Origin of the sequence: Streptomyces sp. NPDC088725, assembly GCF_044751305.1 — a bacterium.
GTDB lineage: Bacteria > Actinomycetota > Actinomycetes > Streptomycetales > Streptomycetaceae > Streptomyces.
Genome location: NZ_JBIVLO010000001.1, coordinates 795172 through 816498, shown reverse-complemented (window position 1 = coordinate 816498; position 21327 = coordinate 795172). Strand labels below are relative to the sequence as shown.

Genomic DNA, 21327 nt, shown 5'->3' with positions numbered 1-21327 from the left:
CGCCGTCATTGAAGAGCGGCCGCCTCGAACAGCAGGGCCTGGCCCGGGTCGAGGGTCGGCATCGGCAGACCGGCGCCGCCGAGCACGGCGCCCGGCAGGGTCACCCAGCCGCCGAGCGCCGCCGTGAACCACGCGGGCCCCGAGGTCTGGTGCAGGGCGGGCAGCCCCGCCTCGTCACGGATACGGACCCGGTAGCGGCCCCGCGTATCGAGACCGGGCAGCTGTACCCGGCCCGACTGGGCCCGCGGCGAGGTCGCGACCCTGACCCAGCAGTAGACGGCCGCGCTCGCGTCCGCGGCCACCACTCCGTGCAGCAGGGTGGCCTCACCGTCCAGGTCGGCGCGGACGACACGCCCGCTGTGCAGCAGCGGCCGCAGTTCCTTGTACAGCTCCGCCCACCGCTTCAGCCCGGCCCGTTCCTCCGGTGTGCGCGCGGTGAGGTCGTCCTCGATGCCCGCGTGACCGAACAGCGCGGTGAGGTGGCGGAAGGAGGCGGCGGTGTCGCGCCCCGACGTGTGACTGTGCGGCGCACCCACATGCGTACCGACCAGCTCGGGCGGCAGCAGCTGACCCGTCCAGCGCTGGATGGCCTGGCGCTCCACCGGATCGTTGCAGTCGGACGCCCACACCCGGTCCGTCCGGGCCAGGACGCCGAGGTCGACACGGGAGCCGCCGCTCGCGCAGCTCTCGATCTCCAGGCCGGGATGACGTGCCTTGAGCGCGTCGAGCAGCCGGTAGAGAGCGGCGACCTGGGCGTGTACGCCCGGCCGGTCGAGACCGCCGGCCCCCCGGCTCACCGCCTCGTGCAGATCCCGGTTGTGGTCCCACTTGAGGTAGTCGACGGAGTAGCGCGTGACGATGTCGTCCAGGGAGGTCAGCAGATAGGACCAGGCGTCGTCGTGGGCGAGGTTCACCACATGCTGGTGGCGCCACGTCGGGCCGGGTCCGGCCGAGGGGGCGAGCAGCCACTCGGGGTGCTCCCGGGCGAGTCGCGAGTCCGGGTTCGCCATCTCCGGCTCGACCCACAGGCCGAACTGCATGCCGTGGCCGTGCACCCGGTCGGCGAGTGGCGTGAGGCCGTCCGGCCACACCGTCCCGTCCACGGTCCAGTCGCCGAGGCCCGCGGTGTCGTCCCGGCGGCCGGTGAACCAGCCGTCGTCCAGCACCAGGCGTTCCACGCCGGTCTCGGCGGCCAGGTCGGCGAGTTCGAGCAGCCGGTCGAGGCGGTGGTCGAAGTACACCGCCTCCCAGGTGTTGAGCGTCAGCGGGCGCGGTGAGGCGGGATGGGTGGGGCGTGCCCTGAGGTGTTGGTGGAACCGGTCGGCGAGGCCGTCGAGGCCGTCGAGGGACCAGACGAAGTAACAGACCGGCGAGGAGTAGCTGTCGCCGGGCGCGAGACGGACCTCGCCGGGTGCCAGCAGCTCGCCGCCGCCGAGAGCGGCGCCGTGCACGCCCGCGCCCTCCGGCAGCCGCTCGGCCACCCAGCGCTGGTTGCCGCTCCAGCCGATGTGCATCCCCCACACCTCGCCGGTACGGAACCCGAAGCCGGGCACGCCCGCGGTCAGCAGGTACGGCGAGTCCGCGCCCGGCCGTCCTCGGCGCACCTCCCTCACGTGGCTGCCGAAGCCCAGCCTGCCGCGCTGCGGGGAGACTTCGCGGCACCACTTGCCGGTGAAGTCGAGAATTTCACCGGCCCGGTGCGGCAGTGGAAGCAGCGCGGTCACCCCGGCCAGGTCGTACGGTGCGGGGTCCTGGCCCTCTCCCCCGAGCTGCCTGGTGAGATCCGTACGGACGCTGAGCACGCCGGAGGCATCGAGCCGGTAGGTGAGGGTGATGTCCAGCTCGCCGATGTCGTCCGCGAGCCGCAGGACCAGCTCGCCGGGCCCTTCGTGTGCTTCGACGAGCCGCGCTCTCGGGGTGGTCGCGGCGCCGCCCCGGTGGCCCAGCTGGGCGGGGGTTCCGGACCAGCCCTCGGCCTCCGTCGGCCAGACGGTGAATTGGCGCGGGGTGTCGAAGGAGCTGTTGAGCACGGCTCCTTCGGCTGTCAGGCTCAGCGCGGCGGTGTCCTCGTCGGTCAGCTCACCGAGATCCGCGCCCCAGTGCAGGATCCGGGGCAGTGGATGGCTGAGTTCGACGACGAAACTCACTCCGGCCGCACGCAGATGGACCGTCCGCGCGGTGGTGCGCGTCATGCGGTGTCCTCTCGAACCGTGGGGGGTGCTGGGGGTGGAGGGCATGATGGGGTGCTCAGGGCCGCCCTGCTCTATTTCCCTTCGGCCAGAAGGGACTTGGTCTTCTTCGCCATCTGCGCGAAGACGTCCTCGTTGCGGCCGTGGGAGAAGTACTCCTGGATCAAAGGCTCCACCACCGCCTGGAGTTCGGTGCCGTTGCCGTACGGAGGACTGGGGTTCAGCTCACCGTTCTTCTGCTGGTCGATGAAAACCGACAGGTCGACGCCCTTCCGCAGCATGGACTTCGCCGAGGCGTCCATCGCGGCCGGGATGGACGGGAAGAAGCTGCCGCCCGCGGACGCCCTGGTCTGGCAGTCCTCGGAGCCCATGTACGAGACCCATTTCCAGGTGAGGTCGGGGTGCGGGGTGCCGGCCCAGATGTTGTTTCCGTTGGAACTGGACACCTCCCCCCGGGTCTTGCCGTCGGGGCCGAGCACGGTCGGCGCGATCTTGATCTTGAGCTTCGGCACCAGGGCGTAGTTCGCGGCCGCCCAGGATCCGTCGGGCATGAGGGCGACCTTGCCGGAGCCGATCAGTTCGGGCCCGCTGGGAGTGTTGCCCGCGGAGGCGAACTCACCGTCGCGCGGGGCGAATCCGCGGTCGCTGAGCGAGCGTATGTACTTCATCGTCCGGGCGAAGCGCGGGTCGTCGTAGTTGAACTTGGTGGGCCAGAGCGCCTTGTCACCCATGTGCCAGCCCATTGAGAGGAGGAAGGGCGCCCAGGTCATCTGTCCGGTGAAGTCCTTGGTGCCCATGGTGCCGATGCCGAAGGTGGCGACGTGCTTCTTGTCGAAGCCGGGCTCGTCACCGCGCACACCCTTCTTGTCCACGGTGAGATGGGCGACGACCTTGTCGAAGGAGCCGCCGTCGTCCGGGTTCCACGTCATGGAGTCGAGGTCGGCGGCGGTGTAGCCGGCCTTCTTCATGGTGTCGCCGCTGTAGAAGAAGGCGGCGGACGCCCAGTCGAGCGGCAGCCCGTACTGCTTGCCGTCGGTGTACTTCCAGGTGTTCGTGCCGGTGGAGAACTTGTCGAGGTCGTACCCGGTCCTGGCCATCAGGTCGTCGAGCGGCATCAACTGGTTGAGCGAGGCGTACTGCTGGAAGAACTGGGGGCTGTTCTGGAAGGCGTCGGGAGCGGTCCCGGCGACGAAGTTGGCGAGCAGCTTGGTGAAGTAGTCCGTCGACTGGTACTGCGAGATCTTCACGTGGACGCCCGGGTTGGCCTTCTCGAAGGCCGTGGCGCACGCCTCGTAGCCGGCGGCCTGTTTGTCGTCCCAGGTCCACCAGTTGATCTCGTTCGGCCCTGAACCCGTGCCCGCGCCGCAGGCGCTGAGCAGCGCGGCCATGGACGTGGCGACGAGTCCCGCGATGAGCTTGCGCCGTACGCGGGTGCGGGCGCGCCGTGTGGTCCGGATCCGGATCGTCATCGTTCCTCGTTTCCTGGGGCCGGTGCGTTGCGCGGGGCCGGTACGTTTCCCGGAACCGGTGTGTTTTTCGGCGGTGTGTCCGCCGGGAGCGGCGTGTTCGCCGGGAGCGGCGTGTTCGCCGGGAGCGGTGCTTTTCCTGGTGCCGGTGCTTTCGCCGGATCCAGCGCCGAGCGGAAGGCCGCGAGCACGTCGGTCACGTCCTCGGAGCCGCCCGCCTCGTGTCCGTTGAACTCCCATGTCCTGATCCGCTTGGGGCCCCGGTAGGCGTGGTAGGCGCCGAAAGCGGTGGACGGCGGGCACACGGTGTCCATCAGCCCCGTCGAGAAGTGGGCGGGGGCCAGGGCCCTGCGGGCGAAGCCGACGCCGTCGAAGTAGGCGAGGGTGGTGAAGGCAGTCGCGGCGGACTGCCGCCGCGCACCGAGGTAGCCGGCCAGTTCGGCGTACGGATCCGTTGCCGTGACGCGCAGGGCGCGGCGTATGTCGGTGAGGAACGGTGCCTGGAAGTACCCGGCGGCCAGGTCGGGCACCAGTCCCGCGGTGGCCAGGGCGATCCCGGCGCCCTGGCTGTTGCCCGCCACCGCGACCCGCGCCGGATCCACCGCGTCGAGCGACCGTACGGCGTCCACCGCGCGCACCGCGTCGGTGAACACCCGCCGGTAGTAGTAGGTTTCCCTGTCCTCTATACCGCGCGTGAGAAAGCCCGGGTAGGACGGGCCGCTGCCCACCGGGTCCGCGGTGGCTCCGCCCGCGTGGGCGCCCCCCTGCCCCCGGGTGTCCATCAGCAGATGCGCGTATCCGGCCGAGGCCCAGAGCAGGTCGTCGTACGGGCCGCCGCGGCCGCTCCCGTATCCGTGGAACTGCACAACGGCGGGCAGCGGACCGCTTCTCGTACGCGGCAGACGCAGCCAGGCGCGGACCGGGTGACCGCCGAATCCGGCGAACTCCGCGTCGTACAGGTCGATGGTGGTCAGCTCGGTGGGCACCGGTGTCAGCGTGATGCCGCCTCCCGACGCGCGGGCGGTCGTGAGGGTCGACGCCCAGAACGCGTCGAAGTCGTCGGGTTCCTGGTAGCCGCTGCGGTACTCCCACAGGGCGGGCAGATCCAGATCGGTCAGCACGCCGGCCTCAACTTCCCGTCGAGATTGCTCTGTTCACCGACGGCGAGACGCAGGGTCGTCTCGGTGTCGCGGTAGCGGATCCGAACCGGGCTGTCCGCGTCCCCGGCGATCCTGCGCACCGTCACCGAAGTGAGCACGCCGTCAGTCCAGTTGAGGCCGGTCTCCAGACCGCCCCGGCAGCGCAGCCCGCGCAGCGAGCCTTCGCGCCAGGCGGCGGGCAGCGCGGGCAGCAGCCGGACGAGGTCGCCGTGGCTCTGGACGACCAGTTCGGCGAGGGCGGCGGTGAAGCCGTAGTTGCCGTCGATCTGGAACGGCGGGTGGGTGCTGAACAGGTTGGGCAGCAGACCGCCCCACTGCGAACCGTCGACCGGGGCGTGTTCCGACTCGTCGTACGAGAGTGGCCTGACGGCTTCCTGGAACAGCTCCCGCGCGGTGTCGCCGTCGCCGAGCCTGGCGCGCAGGGCGATCTTCCATGCCCAGGACCAGCCCATGGCGCCCGGCCCGCGCCGCTCCAGCAGCCTGGTCGCGGCGGCGGCGAGGTCCGGCGTGGTGTCCGGGTCGATCTGGCCGAGCGGGAAGACGGTGACCATCTGCGACATGTGCCGGTGAACGGGGTCGACTTCGGTCAGGTCCTCGGCCCACTCCTGGAGCCATCCGCCGCCGGCGATCGCCGGGGTGCGCAGCCGGGGCAGCGCGGCCTCGATCTCCGCGCACAGCGGGTCGCGGAGGCCCAATGCCCGGGCGGCTTCTAGGCAGTTGGTGAACAGCGCCCGGATGAGGGCCATGTCCATGGTGGCGGAGCGGGTGAGGGATTCGGGAGTGCCCGCTCCGGAGCGGAACAGGTTCTCCGGCGAGGTGCTGGGGACGGTGTCGAGGAGGCCGTCCGCGCCCTCGACGAGCCAGTCCAGGCAGAAGGCGGCCTGTCCGCTGAGCAGTGGCCAGCCGCGCTCGCGCAGGAATTGCGTGTCACGGGTGAAGTCGTAGTGATCCCATATGTGTTGGGCGAGCCAGGTGCCGCCCATCATCCAGATCGCCCAGGACGGATTGCCGTGTCCCCTCCCGGCCGGCAGCGACCAGCCCCACATGTCGCTGTTGTGGTGGACGACCCATCCCCGGGCGCCGTAGAGATCACGGGCGACCTCGGCGCCGTTCTCGGCCATGCGGTCGAGCAGGTCGAAGAGCGGCAGGTGGCACTCGCCGAGACCGGTCGTCTCGGCCGGCCAGTAGTTCATCTCCGTATTGATGTTGAGCGTGTAGTTGGAGGACCAGGCGGGGCGCAGCTCCTCGTTCCAGATGCCCTGGAGATTCGCCGGCGGGCCCGTGCCCGGCCGGGAGGAGGAGGCGAGCAGGTAGCGGCCGAGCTGGAACATCACGGTGGCGGTCAGGGCGTCGTCCGTGCCCGGGAGGAGGTCGTCCCGAACGTCGAAGGTGCCCGCCCTGCGCGGTCCGATCCGCAGGGCGGAGGCGGCGAGCAGCGAACGCAGGTCGTCCTGGTGCTCCCGGAGGAGCCGGTCGCGTCCGGCGGCGAGGGCCCGCTCCGCGACGGCGGCGGCGCCCGCGCGGTGTTCCGTACGGTTCCTGGCGGCGGCACGGGACCAGAAGGCAGCCCCGGAGGTGGAGGAGGCGACGGTGATCAGCGCGCGGGTCATGCCCGACACCGACCACCGGCCGTTCCCGGTGCTCACCCGGCCGTCGGTGTCGATCCGGACGGCGAGGGCCGCGTACGGGTCGTACCCGCCCGGTGTCGGGCCCTGCGCGTACCGCAGTGGCTCGGGCACCTGCGGCTCGTGCAGCGGCGCGCCGTCGACGGGGACCGCCACACCGAGGACCAGTCCCGACGGGTCGCAGACGCGGTCGAGTTCACGCAGCGGCGAGGTGAGGTCCAGCGTCATGCCGACCGTACCGGCGTCGGCCGTCACCTCGACGCACAGGGCGCCCGCGGGCCCGCTGGCCCAGCTCAGCCTGCGTACGGTGCGTTCGCCGAAGCGGATCTCCTCCTCGACGACGCCGTTGTCGAGGTCGAGGGTGCGGCCGAGGTAGCTGCCGGGCTGCTGCTCCCCTGTTGTGTCGGGGCCCGCGGATTCCAGGCCCATGACGAGGTCGGTGAAGGGCAGGTACTCCTGGCTGTAATCGCCCTCGAAGGACATCAGCAGCGACTCGGCGCGACGGTGGTCCCCGGCCCTCACGGCCGCGCGGATCTCGGCGAGCCGCTCCGGGCCCGCGCCGCCCCTCCGCACGGCTTCCAGGGCGCGGGCCGGTCCGTCGGGCGTGCCGGACCAGACCGTCGAGTCGTTGATCTGGTACCTGGCGCTGCCGACGCCGCCGAAGACCATCGCGCCCAGTCGGCCGTTGCCGACGGGGGCGGCCTCGGTCCAGCCTTCGGCGGGCCGCGGCCAGCGGAGCCGCAGATCGTCGGGCGTACAACTGTCGTTCATAGGTGCGTGCTTCCTCGGGATGCGGCGGCGGTGGCCCAACTGATCGCGGTCCGGACGCCGGTGGCGTGACGTGACGGCCGGTGGCCCGGCTACTTGATGCCGGTGAAGCCGATGGAGTCGACGATGCGCCGGCCGAAGACCATGAACAGCGCCAGCATCGGCAGGGCGGCGATCAGCGTGGCCGCCATCAGCCCGGCCCAGTCGGGCGCGGCCTGCGGGGAGGACTGTTTGAAGACGCCGAGGGCGAGGGTCAGTGGCCGTGCGTGCTCGCCGTTGGTGACCAGCAGCGGCCAGAAGTAGTCGTTCCAGGTGTTGATGAAGGTGAGCAGCGAGAGTGTGGCGATCGGCGCGGAGGTCATCGGCAGTGTGATCGTGAAGAAGATCCGCATCCGTGACGCGCCGTCCACCACGGCCGCCTCCTCGATCTCCGTGCTCAGCCCGAGCATGAACTGCCGCAGGAAGAAGATGTTGAACGCGGAGAAGAAGGCGCCCGGCAGGATCAGTCCCCCGAAGGAGTCCATCAGGCCGAGGTTGCGTACGAGAACGAAGTTCGGCAGCAGGGTGAGGATGCCGGGCACCATCAGCGCGCAGAGCAGCACGGTGAAGACGGCGTCGCGGCCCTTCCAGCGCAGCCGGGAGAAGGCGTAGGCCGCCATCGCCGAGCAGAACACGACGCAGGCGGTCTGCACGGTCGCGTAGATCACTGAATTGCGCAGGTACAGCGCGCTGTTCAGGGAGGCGCCTGAACCGCCCTGGGCCTGCGCCTCCGCCGTCGACGCAAGCCCGAGCGCCCGCTTGAAGGCGCCGAACGTGAAGTCGACGGGAAGGAGGGACGAGGGATCGGTGGGCAGCGCGACGGTGTTGGAGAGCGCGGTCCGCAGGATCCAGTAGAAGGGGAAGATGGTGACGACCAGCACGACGACGATGTAGAGCCAGGCGATCGCCCTGCCCGGTCGCAGGCGCGAGCGCGGCGCGGGTGCCGTAACCGTTGACGACATGGTGGACATGGGCCGGCTCCTCAGTTCAGGTCGGATTCGTTGGCGCGGGCCAGCCGCATCTGGGTGAAGGTGATCGCGATGAGCATCGCGAACAGCGCCAGCGACATCGTCGAGGCGTAGCCGAAGTCCAGCTCGCCGAAGGCCTTCCGGTAGATGTACATCTGGAGCACGTTCGAGGAGTCTGCAGGCCCGCCCTTCGTGGTGACCTGCACGATGTCGAAGACCTGGAACGACCCGATCACGGTCAGGATCACCACCATGACCAGAATCGGCCGCAGCAGCGGCACGGTGAGCCTGCGGAACATCTGGAACTCGCTCGCCCCGTCGAGCCGGCCCGCCTCGTACACCGTCGGCGGTATGGTCCCGAGCCCGGCGAAGATCAGCACGGCGTTGTAGCCCATGGACTTCCAGACGCTGATCGCCGCGAGCGAGGGAACCGCCCAGTCGCTGTCGCCGAAGAACAGCAGGTGCTGCCCCGTGACCTTCTCGATCAGGGCGCTGACGATGCCCAGTTGCGGGTCGAGCATCCACTGCCAGACCAGCGCGGCGACCACACCGGAGATCAGGAAGGGCAGGATGATCAGGCCCCGGACGACGGTGGAGCCGGTCAGCCGGTGCAGGACGACGGCGGTGATCAGCGAGAGCAGCACACCCAGGACCACCGAGAGCACCACGAAGTAGACAGTGACTCCGAGGGAGTGCCAGAAGGCGCTGTCTCCGGCGAGTTCACGGAAGTTGGCGAGCCCCACCCAGCGGGCCGGGGTGAGGATATGGAATTCGGTGAAGCTGAAGTAGAGACCGCGCGCGGTCGGATAGGCGAAGAAGACGAGGAATCCGATGACCGCCGGGGTGATGAGCAGCCACGCCAGCTTCGCGTCACCGCGTCGGCGGGAGAGCGGCGCGGCGGTGCGCCGCGTACGGCTCCCCGCCCCGCGCCACGGCGCGGCCGGCTGGTCTTTCACGATCTGCGCCACAGCGCACTCCTAGGTACTGTCCGGCCGATCCTGTCGGATCGGACCGGGGCGTCTGGTGTGGTGCATCGCAAGGCGTCGGGGTGCCCGCGGGGTGGTTTCCCGTGGGCATTCCGGCAACGCGGCGAGGTGCCGTGCCAGGCGTTCCGGGCCCGGCATGGCCGGCCGGACAGGGCCTGGGTCCTCGTGCTGCGAAAAGGTGACCTGATCTGCCGGCCCTCCGGAGGGCAGCCTCCGGAGGGCGACCTGATCTGTTCGGTTCAGAGGACGATCTGGTCGATGTCCGCGACGTAGTCGGCGGTGTTGCCGATCTGGACGGTGTTGGTTCCCGCCGTGAGTTCGACGGGGACGGTCACGGTCTGCGGGGTGTCCCAGTCGTTGTCACCGGAGCCGTGGAAGGGCAGCCGGAAGGACTTCCCGTTGACGGTGACCACACCGATCCGGCCCGAATCGCCGTCCGTGTAGCTGATGGTGGCGAGATACGTACCTGCCGCGGGTGCGGTGACGTCCGTGAAGGTCACCGACGCGGCGCCGCCCACATTGCCGGCCTTCTTGCCGCCCGAGCAGTGCGCGCAGTCGGACGCGGTGGCCCCGCCCTCCAGTGTGGCCGACTCGCCCTGGTAGGTCACCGGGCCGCCGGGTCCCGGGGTGGTCACGGACGCCGGTGTGCCCGCGGCCGAGGTGCGGCCGAGGGAGTCCACGGCGACGACGCTGAAGCGGTGGGCCGACGCGGCGCCAAGTCCGCTGACCGTGGCGGAGGTTGTGTCGGCGCCGACAGAGGCGACGGTGTCCGCGCCGTCACGGATCTCGTAGTGGGCGACGGACGTACCGGCGGCCGGGGCGACGGCGTCCCAGGCGAGGGACACACTGCCGGAGGTCGCCGAGGTGCCGTGGACACCGGTGGGAATGCCGGGAGCCTGGACCTCGTCCGGGGTGATGGTGAGCAACCTCGATCCGTGGGCGGGCAGTTGGGCTCCGAAGCTGCCCGCGCTCCGTCCCAGGTCCTGGTGGCTCCACACGTCGCGCACCGCGGCCTCGCCGCTGATGCCGAGGTCGGACCAGTCGGCGGTGGTGGTGGCCGGGGTGGCCGCGAGGTTGAACAGCGCGACGGTGTAACTGCCGTCGGCGTTGCGCGCGTACCAGGTCTGCTGCTCGGCGGACTGGCTGACCGGCTTGGCGGGGCGGCCGGCCTGGTTGATCGCGATGGCCTCGTCGTTGGTGAGCAGCGACATGCCGTACGAATCGATCTTCGTCAGGTCGTCACCGATGTAGAGCGGGGACGCCTCGATGGCCCAGAGGGTCATGTAGCTCTGCCGCTCGGCTTCGGTGAGGCCGTCCATCTCGCCGTTGCCGACGTTGAGGGAGTCGAGGTTGTTCCAGTGGCCGGGGCCCGCGTCGGGTATCCACTGGACGACGTCGTGCCAGCGCTGCTTGACCGAGGCGTCCCAGGTGACGAGCGTGTCGCAGTAGCACTCGACGTCCGTGTCGATGCGCCAGCCGTTGCTGTTCTGCTTCCAGTCGGCCGCGTACTTGTGGCTCAGCGACCAGGAGATCGTGAACTCGATCGGGCGGCCGGTGCCGTCGAGCGCGCGACGCCAGGCGGCGACGTCGTCGCGGTTGTCGTAGTTGTCGCCGCCCTGGAACGAGCCGGGGCCCACACCGTCGAGCTTGAGGAAGTCGACGCCCCAGCTCGCGTAGAGGTCGGCGATGGAGTCGGCGTACGCCTGGGAGCAGGGGCTGGAGTAGTCGATCTTGTACGAGCTGTCCCAGCCGTTGGTCTTGCGCAGATCGGGGTAGACCAGATCCGCTGTGGTGCAGCCGTCCGCGCCGTAGATGGGCGTCGTTCCGTCGTTGTACGTGTTCACGTCGAGGCCGACGGCCTGGTAGACGCCCGCCTTGAGGCCCTTGGCGTGCAGCTTGTCGGCGATGTACTTGATGCCGTCGGGGAACGTCGTGGGGTTGGCGACCGGCCGCCCGTACGCGTCGTAGCGGTCCGACCAGCCCGCGTCGATGTTGACGTAGTCGTATCCGTGCTGTTTGAGCTTCGAGGCGAGTACGTCGGCCTGTTCGAGTACGTGCGCCTCGGTCAGCCAGCTCGCGCCGCCCGTGGGATTGACGCCGGGGTAGTTCGTGGCTTCGAGGCTCCAGCTGCTCCAGCCCATGTACGGCTTCTCCGCGAGCTTCGCCCGCTGCCGACCGGCGTCCGGCTGAGCGGCGGGCGCGTGCCGGGCCGCCGGGTTCACGGTGGTGGAATGCTGGGCCGCCGCGGCGGCCGGGCCGGTGAGACCGGCTGCCAGTACGGAGGCCGAGAGCATGCCGAGCGCGAGTGCCCAGCGTCTGCTTCCGACGGCCCGGGCCGTCCCCGCTCGTCCCGCGGTGCGACCTGACAGTGCCATGGATGCTCCATCTCGCCGCGTCATTGCGGCTGTTCATGGACGGTGTCCTTGCCGGGCCTGCCCGGTGGCGCGATCCCCACGGCTCGTCGCGGGATCGGACTCCGGGGCTCCGGGCTCCCTCCGTTGGGAGGGGAGCGCCGCGACTGTAGCCAGGGTTTCCTTCCAGGGTCAATATATTGATCCCGAATGTTTTCAACGGGTGCGACGGCGACGAACACCCCCTTGGCCAGGCAGCCTTGAGGCATTACCGTCCCATTACCTTCCATCAGAAGGTAATGTTACGGACGTGAGCCTCTCCCAACAGCCTCCCGCCGCCGCCCTGGTGTTCCAGACCCTGCTGACCCAGGGCCCGCTGACCAGGGCCGAACTCGGCCGGCGTACCGGGCTCTCGTCCGGCGCCGTCACCAAGGTCTCGACACCACTGCTCGCCGACGGCTGGATCACCGAGGTCGGCCAGCCCGTGGGCGAACGGCAGCCGGGCCGGCCGGCCACGCTGGTGGCGGTGCGGCCGGAACGGGCGCGCTTCATCGGCGTGAAGGTCACCGCCGACGAACTCATCGGCGTGCTGGCCGACTTGACCGCCACCCCCCTCGCCACCCGCCGCGCGGCTCTCGACTCGCGCGAGGTCGGCACGGTCGTGGAAGCGATCGCCCGGCTGGTGGGAAGGCTCGCCGCGGAGGCGGACGAGGAGCACGCCGCGCAGGTGCACAGCCTCGGCGTGACGATCTCGGGTGACGTCGACGGGCATACCGGCGCGGTGCGTTACTCACCGTTCCTGCACTGGCGCGGCGTACCGCTCGGCCGGCTGGTGGAGAGCGCGACGGGCATCCCGACCGTCATCGACAACGATGTACGGGCCCTGACGGTGGCCGAGCAGTGGTTCGGCTCGGGGGCGGGACTGTCCTCGTTCGCGCTGGTCACGGTGGGCGCGGGGATCGGCTGCGGCATCTCCGTCCACGGCAGGGTGGTCACCGGCGCCCACGGTGTGTCCGGCGAGATCGGCCACCTGCCGGTGGGCGGCTCCGACCGGGTCTGCACATGCGGCAACACCGGTTGTGTGGAGGCGATCGCCTCGGCGCAGGCCATCGTGGACCAGGTACGCCAGGACACCGGCGACGCCACGCTCACACTGGACGACGCCGTCGCCCTCGCGCACGACGGAGACGCGGCGGCCCGTGCGGTCTTCACCCGGGCGGGCCGCGCACTGGGCCTGGCGATCGCCTCGGTGGCCAACCTGTTCGGACCGGAACGCATCATCATCTCGGGCGAGGGCGTCGCGTCCTACGACCTCTTCGCTGACCAGATCCGGCAGTCGTTCACGGCCCAGGCCTTCGGCGCGGCGGCGGACTGCGATCTGGTGGTGCGCCCGCTGCCCTTCGAAGCCTGGGCGAGGGGTGGGGCCGCGGTCGCGGCGCAGCGGCTGTTCGCCCCGGTGGCGGGCCAGGGAAGCTCCCCGGGAAGTCCGGTGCGTTAGGGCACCGGCGGGAAGAGCCCTGGCGTCGAACCGGTTCGACGCCAGGGCCCGGGTCACCCGTCCGTGGCCATCAGCAGCGGCGGCACCATGAACCCTCCGCCGGTGGGGCTCTCCGGCAGCGGCAGCCAGCTGAGACCGACCATCCTCGGGCAGTCGCACCGCAGCCCGTCGTCCACACCGAGGCGCGGCTCACCGGGAGCCACCTCCACCAGGAAACAGGCCGACCACCCCGACGGATACGGCACGTCGTACAGATGGCGCGCGGACACGCCTGTCAGACCCACCTCTTCCGCCACCTCGCGGATCACCGCCTCCTCGGCCGACTCCCCGGGCTCGATCCCGCCGCCCGGCAGCGTCCAGTACTCCTGCCCGTCATGGCGGCCGGTGGGGCCCTTGCCCCGCTCGCGCACCATGAGAACCTGGCCGTCCCGGATGATCACCGCGGCCGCACGCCGTCTGTCCGTCATGGTCCAATCATGCCGGACGGCACTGACAGTCCCACTCCTCCTCGTCCGCTCCGAGCAGGTGCGCCGTCCGGTCCGCCGGTGGCAGGGGCCCGTGGTCCGAGGCGACCCCGAGGGCCGAGACCGCGGTCAGGTGGCCGAGGCGCAGCGCGCGTACCGGGTCGTCGTACCGGCGCAGGCCCGCCAGGAAACCGGCGGCGAACGCGTCTCCCGCGCCCACCGGTTCGACCACGTCGACGGTCAGCGCGGGGACCGTGTGGGACGCCGCACCGACGAAGGCCGTGGCGTCCCGGGGTCCGTCCTTGACGACCAGTGTGTGCGGGCCGAACAGCAGGTTCCGTACCGCGGCGGCGTCGGTGAGGCCGTCTCCCCACAGTGCCTGGGCCTCGTCCAGGCCGACGAACACGATGTCCGCGCGGCCGGCCAGTGAGAGCAGCGTGCGCGGCGCCGAGTCGTCCGGCCACAGCGCGGGGCGGTGGTTGACGTCGAAGCTGACGGTGTACGGCCGCTCCGCCGCCAGCGCCGCTTCGGCCAGGGCGCGGCAACTCGCCGACAGCGCGGGGGTGATGCCCGTCAGGTGGACGAGCCCCGCGCCCCGCACGGCTTCGGTGCGCAGCAGTTCCGGGCCCAGCGCGGAGGCCGCGGACCCGCGCCGGTAGTAGTGGACGCGTGTGCCGTCCGCGCCCGGGTCCTTGACCAGCAGGCCGGTGGGGCGCGACGGGTCGGTCCGTACGCCGGAGACGTCGACGCCGAACGCGGCGACGCGCTCCCGTATCCGCTGCCCGAACGGGTCGTCGCCCACGGCCGACACCCAGCGCACCGGCACACCGTGGTCGGCGAGGTACATCGCGACGTTCGACTCCGCTCCCGCCACGTCCAGACGCAGCAGGTCGGCCGAGCCCAGGGGCGCCACCGGGTCGGGGGCCAGGGCGGCCATCGTCTCGCCGACGCAGACCACCGGTCCCCCGGTGCTCTCGGCCGCGCTCATACGTACTCCTCCGGGCGGCCGCCGCCCCTGCGGATGCCCCTGGCCGGTTCGAGCCGCCCCGGCCAACGCCCCACGCGGACAAACCTGTTCGTCACTTCGTCTCCTCTCCGGCGAAGGATTCGGCGTCGTCCCTCGCGGCGGTCCCGGTCGCGGTTCCGACCACGTCCAGGAAATCGCCCGCCCGCCGCCTCAGCCGGTCCAGCGCGGCCCCGCCGGCCGCACCGCCGTCGGCCGCGTCCCCGATCAGCGGAGATCCGACGCCCACCGCCACCGCTCCCTGCTCCAGATAGGCCCGCGCGGCAGCCGCGTCCACGCCCCCGACCGGTACGAACGGCAGATCGGGAAACGGCCCGCGCAGCGCCCGCAGGTAGGCGGGGCCGCCGGCCTGCGCGGCCGGGAAGAGCTTGAACGCGTCGGCGCCGAGCCGCCGTGCGGAGAGGATGTCCGTCGGTGTCATCACCCCCGCGAGGACCGGGAGTCCCAGATCCTTGGCGGCCGCGACGCCGTCGCCCACCGCCGGGGTGACGATGAAGTCCGCGCCCGCCGCGTGGGCCGCGTGGGCGTCGCCGGCGCTGAGGACCGTGCCCGCGCCCAGCGGCGCACCGGGGCCGAGGGCGGCGCGGGCCCGGGCTATCACGCCGAGGGCGCCGCGCCCGCTCAGTGAGACCTCGACGAGAGTGACGCCCTCCTCGACCAGGGTCAGTACGGTCCTGAGCGCCGCGTCGGCGTCGTCGCCCCGCACGATGGCGACCAGACGGTGTGCGCGCAGCGCGCCCAGCAGATCCATGACGGTTGTCGTTCCTCTCTCGTACGTTATGACCGGCGGCCGTCCCTGTCGGCGGCCGCGCGTCTCACCACCGGTGCGTCGAGGTCACCGTCAGCCGCCAGCGCACCTCGCCGGACGCCGGGACACACGCCGCGTCGCCTTCGCCCGCCTCGGCCAGGTCGAAGACCCGGCCGAGCATCGGCTCCACACCGATCGAGCGGTACGGCGCGGTCTCGGGAAAGCCGCCGAGGTTGCGCCACAACGCGACGGAGACGGGCTGTCCTTCGGCTTCCAGAGCCAGGTGCAGTGTGTCGGCGCCGTCGTGCACATACGCCTCCGGTGTACCGACCACCGCGCCCACGGCCGTGCCGTCGTCGGGGCCGAGCAGATCCAGCCGCAGCCCGGCCGCCCGCGGCCAGTTGCCCGGTGTCCACCGCGCCCCGCCGTCGGGATACAGCCGGACCGCCGCGCCCTGCCGCATCTCGGCCCTGGCGCGCGCGGAGACGTCCAGCAGCGCGTGCCCGGCCCACAGGAAGCGGTAGCCGGGCGCGGCTGTGAGCCGGTAGTCCGCGACGGTCCGCCCGGGGAGCGTGGCGATGCTCCGTACGAGGCGGAAGTCCGGGCAGTCGACGGTCTCTTCGCCATCGTCGCACCGCCAGACGCGCGACCACGCGTCCCCGTGGTCCGGGGTCCCGCGCACGGTGGGCACACACTCCTCGAGGCCGCCCGCGTCGGCGAACGCGTCACCCGGCCGTGCTCCGGCCCTGCGCGGCTCGTCGCGGTGCCACAGCCACTCCCGGCCGCCGCCGGGACCGTCACCGCCTGACCGCAGCGACGTCCAACGCCCGCCGTGCGACGGGTCGGTGACGACCACCGGTCCTTCCGTGGCTCCGCTCACCGTCGCGCTCACCATTCCGCGAACGACCCGTCGGCGTGCCGCCATACGGGGTTGCGCCACGCGTGCCCGGTGCGGTCCGCCGCCCGTACGGCCTTCTCGTCCACGTCGATCCCGAGTCCCGGCAGGTCCGTACGGTGCGCCTGGCCGTCCGTGAACCGGAAGGGTTCCGTGTCGACGACATACGACAGCAGGTCGGCGTCCTTGTTGTAGTGGATGCCGCGGCTCTGCTCCTGGATGAGGAAGTTCGGTGTGCTGTAGGCAACTTGGAGGCTCGCCGCAAGCGCGATCGGCCCGAGCGGGCAGTGCGGGGCGAGCTGCGCCCCGTACGTCTCGGCCAGCGAGGCGATCCTGTGGACCTCGGAGATGCCGCCCGCGTGCGAGAGATCGGGCTGCGCGACGGCTATGCCCGCGGCGAGGGCGGGCAGGAACTCCGAACGTCCGTAAAGCCGTTCACCCGTCGCGATGGGAACCGTGCTCGCCGCCACGAGTCCCGGCAGCAGATGACCGTGCTCGGGCAGCAGCGGTTCCTCGGCGAACAGCGGGTGCAGCGGGGCGATTTCGTGCAGCACGCGGCGGGCGCCCGCCGGGCTGAACCGGCCGTGGAAGTCGACCGCCACATCCCGGTGCGGCCCCAGCACCTCACGCGCGGCGGCCACCCGCTCCACCACCCCGGCGGTCTCCGCCTGGCTGAGGATCGCCGGAGTGCGTCCCGCCGCGTTCATCTTGACGGCGGTGAAACCCGCCTCGACCTGCGCGCCGATCTCCTCGACAAGCCGGGCCGGTTCGTCACCGCCGACCCACGCGTAGACCCGGACCGAGTCCCTGACCGGGCCACCGAGCAGGGCATGCACGGGGGCTCCGTACACCTTGCCCGCGATGTCCCACAGCGCCTGGTCGATCCCGGCGACGGCGCTGGAGAGCACGGGACCGCCCCGGTAGAAGCCGCCCTTGCTCAGTACCTGCCAGTGGTCCTGGATCCGCAGCGGGTCCCGGCCGACCAGATACTCGGCGAGGACGCCGACCGCGGCGCGCACCACCTCGGCCCTGCCCTCGACCACGGGCTCGCCCCAGCCGACCACGCCCTCGTCGGTCTCGATGCGGCAGAACAGCCAGCGGGGCGGAACGAGAAACGTCTCGACACGAACGATCTTCACTTCTCTCCGGCACCTTCCGTCCGGGAGCCGGTCGTCCGAGAGGCCTTCGCCGGGGAGCCCTTCGCCGGGGAGTCCTTCGTCCGGGAGCCGGTCGTACGGGAGCCGGCCGCGCGCCGGCTGCCGTGCACCTTGTCGAGGTCGCGTACCGCCTGGTCGAGCAGGGCCCGCATCGCGCGCTCCGCGCCGTCCTCGTCCGCCGCGCGTACGGCGTCGAGGACCGCCTGGTGACTCGGTACGGGGTCCTCGCCGTGCGGCGAGCTGTGCACGATCTCGTCGCGGTGCGCGAGGCCGGACTCGATGACCATCTCCATGCGTTCCAGCAGCTCGTTGTGGGTGGCCGCGAGGAGCGCGCGGTGGAACGCGAGGTCGGCCTCGACCGCGTGCGCCGCCCCGCCGTCCTTGTCCCCCATCGCCCGCAGTGCCGCTTCCAGGGCGTCGAGGTCGTCGTCGGTACGGCGCCGCGCGGCCAGCCTGACCGCGGCCGGCTCGATGATGCCGCGGACCTCACCGAGGCTGCGCAGCAGACCGGCGTCCGCGCCCGAGGTGGTGCCCTCGGCGAACTGCCAGCGCAGGACGTCCGCGTCCAGCAGGTTCCAGTCGGCGCGCGCTCTGACGAAGGTGCCTCTCTTCTGCCGTGCGTCGACCATCCCCTTGGCCGCGAGCACCTTCAGCGATTCACGCAACGCGGTCAGACTGACGTCCAACTCGCTCTGCAGCGCCACGAGATCGAGCGTCGCTCCCTCGGGGATCTCGCCACTGAGCACCCGGCGCGCAAGAGTCTCCACGGTCTGGCCGTGCACTCCGCGGCGCGCGTATGGCGTCATGTCGTTCTGCCTTTCTGCTGATCCGTAAAGGGACGGCGGTGGTCAGGCGGAGGCCTTGACGACACTCCAGCCGCCGTCCACGAGCAGGCTCGCTCCGGTGATGTAGGAGGCTTCCCCGGCCGCGAGGAAGGCGATCGCGGCGGCGACCTCCTCGGGTTTCCCGAAGCGGTGTGCCGCGGTCTCCGCGACGCTGCGCTGCCGGTCCTCCGCCGGCACCCGGTCCCACGCGGCGGTGAGGATCGGCCCCGGCAGTACGGCGTTGACCCGCACCTGAGGCCCGTACTCCACCGCGAGTTGAGAGCAGAGCGAGAGGAGCGCGCCCTTGGTGGCGGCGTACGCGGGATGTCCCGGGATGCCCTTGTGCGCGTGGACGGAGGAGGTCAGCACGACCGCGCCCCGCTCCGCGCGCAGGTCGGGCAGCAGCGTCTTGAAGCCGAGGAAACCGCCGGTGAGGTTGACCGCGAGCTGGCGCTCCCACGACGCGAGGGACATCTCGTGCGCGGGGGTGACGTCCACGGTGTACGCGTTGCTGACGAGGACGCCGACGGGGCCGTAGGCACGGGCCGCGGTGAGAACGCGGTCCCAGTCGTCCTGGCCGGTGACGTCCGCCGTGACGAACGTGGCGCGCCCGCCGTCCTCGCGGACGCGCGCGGCGACGGCCTCGCCGCGCTCCTCGGCGATGTCGGCGAGGACGACGGCAGCACCTTCGGCGGCCAGCCGCCGCGCGGTGGCGGCGCCGATGCCCGAGGCGGCTCCGGTGACCACGGCGACGCGGTCGGTGAAGCGGGCGGATGCGTTCATGGGACGGTTCTGCTCCTTGGGGTCCGGGGGTGCTTCGTCGCGCCCTGCTCGCGTGCGTGGTCCTGCCGTGATGCTGCCAGTGCCGGGCCGTGCCCGGCATGCCGGTGTCGCGAACGCCGTTGTTCCCGGCCGGCGGTGTGTCGGCCGGCGACCCGGTTGCCACCGGCGCGGTGTCCGGCGGCGCGGCTCCCGGTGTCCCTGGCTGCTTCAGTGACCGGGCGCGCCGGGTCCGGTTCACTGTCTCGTCAGCACGACCAGTTCCGCGTCGTACTGGGCTGTCCAGGCGAACGGCAGCCCCGCGTGCAGCAGATGGGCCCCGCTGAACTCGGTTCCTGACGCGCCGTCGACGTACCGGGCCGCCGGATCCAGGCCGCGCAGCCGCAGCCGGGCCGGGCGGCCCGGCACCAGCGGCGCGCCGTCGAGGCGTCCGGTGTTCCAGGCGGTGACGACGACGCGGCCGCCGCCCGGCTCCTCGTACTGCGCTCCGCAGGTGGCGTCCGACGGTGTGTTCAGCAGCCGCACCTCGCCGTGGTGCACGACGTCGCGGATCTCCTTGTAGCGGGCGACCCACCGGGCGGCCTCGGCGCGCTGTTCCTGAGACCAGGTGCGGATGTCCGCGCCGATGCCGAGCACACCGGCCATCGCGTTGACGAAACGGAAGCCGAGCGAACGCGGGCGCGGGTCGAAGACGCCCGGCGAGTCGGTGACCCACGAACTCATGGTGTGCGGGGCGTGGGCGTGGAGGTAGCCGTACTGGATGGCGAGCCGGTCGAGCGGCGCGGTGTTGTCGCTGGGCCACACCACGTCCGTACGGGCGAGGGTGGCGTGTTCGATCCGGCCGCCGCCGCCCGCGCAGCCCTCGACGGTCACCCGCGGGTGGCGGGTCCGCAGATGGTCGAGGACCCGCAGGTAGCCGGCGACGTGCGCGGCATCGAGGTCCTGCTGCTCCACCGGGCCGCCGCCCGGCCTGCCTCGCTCGGTCGGCGGACGGTTCATGTCCCACTTGAGGTAACTGATCGCATGGTCGCCGAGCAGCCGGTCGAGGGTGGTGAGGACGAAGTCCTGGACGTCCTCGCGGCCGAGGTCGAGGAGGAGTTGGTTGCGTACGAGCGTGGCGGGACGGCCCTCCACGCGGTAGACCCACTCCGGGTGTTCCGCGTACAGCGCGGACTTCGGGCTGATGGCCTCCGGCTCGACCCAGAGTCCGAAGTCCAGCCCCAGGTCGCGCACTTGGCTGATGAAGTGGTCGAACCCCGCGGGGAACGCTGCCTCGTCCGGGTGCCAGTCGCCGAGGCCGCCCGTGTCGTCGGGGCGGCCGGGGAACCAGCCGTCGTCGACGACGAACAGCTCGGCGCCCATGCCGGCGGCCGCCCGGGCGAGTTCGAGCTGACTCGCGGCCTCGACCTCGAAGCCGGTGGCCTCCCAGGAGTTGTAGAGGACCTGGCGGGTCCGGTTCATCCGCTCGCCGGTCAGAGCCCGTTCGTAGCGGTGCCAGACCCGGGCGAGGCCGTCGAGCCCTTCCGGGCTGAACGCGCAGGCCAGGCGCGGGGTGACGAGGGTGGCGCCGGGCGCGAGCCGTACGGCCCCCTCGTGCGGCACGCGCCCCGCGCGGACCCGGAGCGCTCCGCCGGGCTCGGCGTCGGCTGTGATGTGCCAGTTGCCCGGCCACTCCAGTGCGATGCCGTACGTGGGCGTCTCACGCCCGTCCGGTGACGCGGCGTGCTGGACGGCGAGCCACGGGGCGTACGCATGGCCGGGAACGGCCTGGGTGGAGGCCATCTCGAAGCGGCCACGGGTCAGTTCGAGCTGGGTGAGCTGGAATTCCCGCGACCACTGTCCGGTGAGGTACGTGAGCCGGGCGCCGTCGGCCGCCGGGATGTTCACGGCCGCCGAGTCGAAGCGTTCCAGGCGCAGTTCGTCCTCGCCGGTGCAGGTCAGCTCCGTCCAGCGCAGGATCACGTCGGTGCCGGGCACGGTCTCGTAGCAGAGCGCCGTCTCCAGCCCCAGTGTGTCGTCGGTGAAGACCAGCCGCAGCGCACGGTCCGCGTCGGCCGTCGCGGAGGAGAACCGCCACCACACACCGCGCTCCTCGCCGGGGCGCTGTGCGACGAGGTCGGCTCCGGTGAACGGCCGCAGCCCGTACGGGATGTACTCGGCCGGAGCCGCGTCGGCCGGGGTGATGAAGTGGGTACGGCGTGACCAGTCGAGCGGTGAGGGTCCCCGCTCGACACCGTGCGGGCCCCAGGCGGTGAGTTCGGCCCATCGTCCCTCGCCCGCGAGTGCCACGGCGTAGGTGGTGTTCTCGGTGCGCAGGATCCAGCGGCCGTGCGCGGCCGGCCCGGGTACGGCCGGTTCATCCACAGCCGGTTCGTTCACAGCCGG

The 21327-nt window shown here is 71.5% G+C and carries 16 protein-coding genes; 1 reads left to right on the top strand and 15 read right to left on the bottom strand.

The annotated features are described in order from the left end of the window. Positions 1 to 5: 5 nt before the first annotated feature. The 7 genes from ACIP6N_RS03445 to ACIP6N_RS03415 all read right to left on the bottom strand — a co-directional run bounded on the left by ACIP6N_RS03445 (position 6) and on the right by ACIP6N_RS03415 (position 11495). The gene (locus tag ACIP6N_RS03445; protein ID WP_401812460.1) at positions 6 to 2192 is read right to left on the bottom strand and encodes an alpha-galactosidase; all 2187 of its coding nucleotides are present in this window, start codon (positions 2190 to 2192) and stop codon (positions 6 to 8) included. Positions 2193 to 2263: 71 nt separating this feature from the next. Next, positions 2264 to 3658 carry an ABC transporter substrate-binding protein gene (locus ACIP6N_RS03440; protein WP_401812459.1) on the bottom strand — a complete coding sequence of 465 codons (1395 nt, stop codon included), beginning with the start codon at positions 3656 to 3658 and terminating at the stop codon, positions 2264 to 2266. Then, complete coding sequence (locus tag ACIP6N_RS03435) at positions 3655 to 4776, bottom strand: acetylxylan esterase (RefSeq protein ID WP_401812457.1); 1122 nt, start codon at positions 4774 to 4776, stop codon at positions 3655 to 3657. Before ACIP6N_RS03435 ends, ACIP6N_RS03440 begins: the two co-directional genes overlap by 4 nt. Further along, positions 4770 to 7211 carry a glycosyl hydrolase family 95 catalytic domain-containing protein gene (locus ACIP6N_RS03430; RefSeq protein ID WP_401812455.1) on the bottom strand — a complete coding sequence of 814 codons (2442 nt, stop codon included), beginning with the start codon at positions 7209 to 7211 and terminating at the stop codon, positions 4770 to 4772. Before ACIP6N_RS03430 ends, ACIP6N_RS03435 begins: the two co-directional genes overlap by 7 nt. 89 nt (positions 7212 to 7300) lie before the next feature. Beyond that, positions 7301 to 8218 (bottom strand): carbohydrate ABC transporter permease, encoded by a 918-nt coding sequence (locus ACIP6N_RS03425; RefSeq protein WP_401812453.1) that lies wholly within the window; start codon positions 8216 to 8218, stop codon positions 7301 to 7303. Positions 8219 to 8229: 11 nt separating this feature from the next. Further along, positions 8230 to 9174, bottom strand: a complete 945-nt coding sequence (locus ACIP6N_RS03420) for a carbohydrate ABC transporter permease (protein ID WP_401812643.1) — start codon at positions 9172 to 9174, stop codon at positions 8230 to 8232. Between the two features lie 266 nt (positions 9175 to 9440). Then, positions 9441 to 11495: a hypothetical protein gene (locus tag ACIP6N_RS03415; protein ID WP_401812642.1), complete on the bottom strand. Its 2055-nt coding sequence runs from the start codon at positions 11493 to 11495 to the stop codon at positions 9441 to 9443. A 367-nt stretch (positions 11496 to 11862) separates the two neighbouring features. On the opposite strand from ACIP6N_RS03415, the gene ACIP6N_RS03410 reads away from it, so the two are divergent. Next, a complete protein-coding gene (locus ACIP6N_RS03410) occupies positions 11863 to 13050 on the top strand; it encodes an ROK family protein (protein WP_401812451.1) in 1188 nt (395 codons plus the stop codon). Between the two features lie 53 nt (positions 13051 to 13103). Here the strand turns inward: ACIP6N_RS03410 and ACIP6N_RS03405 are convergent, their stop codons facing one another. From ACIP6N_RS03405 to ACIP6N_RS03370, 8 genes are all read right to left on the bottom strand, one after another. After that, positions 13104 to 13517: an NUDIX hydrolase gene (locus tag ACIP6N_RS03405; protein ID WP_401812450.1), complete on the bottom strand. Its 414-nt coding sequence runs from the start codon at positions 13515 to 13517 to the stop codon at positions 13104 to 13106. A gap of 7 nt (positions 13518 to 13524) precedes the next feature. Further along, the gene (locus tag ACIP6N_RS03400; RefSeq protein ID WP_401812449.1) at positions 13525 to 14502 is read right to left on the bottom strand and encodes a sugar kinase; all 978 of its coding nucleotides are present in this window, start codon (positions 14500 to 14502) and stop codon (positions 13525 to 13527) included. Between the two features lie 91 nt (positions 14503 to 14593). Next, complete coding sequence (locus tag ACIP6N_RS03395) at positions 14594 to 15289, bottom strand: bifunctional 4-hydroxy-2-oxoglutarate aldolase/2-dehydro-3-deoxy-phosphogluconate aldolase (protein WP_401812447.1); 696 nt, start codon at positions 15287 to 15289, stop codon at positions 14594 to 14596. A gap of 64 nt (positions 15290 to 15353) precedes the next feature. Further along, entirely contained in the window at positions 15354 to 16166 is an 813-nt protein-coding gene (locus ACIP6N_RS03390) for a hypothetical protein (RefSeq protein ID WP_401812445.1), read from the bottom strand. An 8-nt stretch (positions 16167 to 16174) separates the two neighbouring features. Next, positions 16175 to 17320: a galactonate dehydratase gene (gene dgoD / locus ACIP6N_RS03385; protein ID WP_401812443.1), complete on the bottom strand. Its 1146-nt coding sequence runs from the start codon at positions 17318 to 17320 to the stop codon at positions 16175 to 16177. After that, complete coding sequence (locus ACIP6N_RS03380; RefSeq protein WP_401812442.1) at positions 17317 to 18144, bottom strand: FadR/GntR family transcriptional regulator; 828 nt, start codon at positions 18142 to 18144, stop codon at positions 17317 to 17319. Before ACIP6N_RS03380 ends, dgoD begins: the two co-directional genes overlap by 4 nt. A gap of 42 nt (positions 18145 to 18186) precedes the next feature. After that, complete coding sequence (locus ACIP6N_RS03375) at positions 18187 to 18945, bottom strand: SDR family NAD(P)-dependent oxidoreductase (protein ID WP_401812440.1); 759 nt, start codon at positions 18943 to 18945, stop codon at positions 18187 to 18189. 234 nt (positions 18946 to 19179) lie between these two features. Further along, positions 19180 to 21321: an alpha-galactosidase gene (locus tag ACIP6N_RS03370; protein ID WP_401812439.1), complete on the bottom strand. Its 2142-nt coding sequence runs from the start codon at positions 21319 to 21321 to the stop codon at positions 19180 to 19182. Positions 21322 to 21327: the final 6 nt, after the last annotated feature.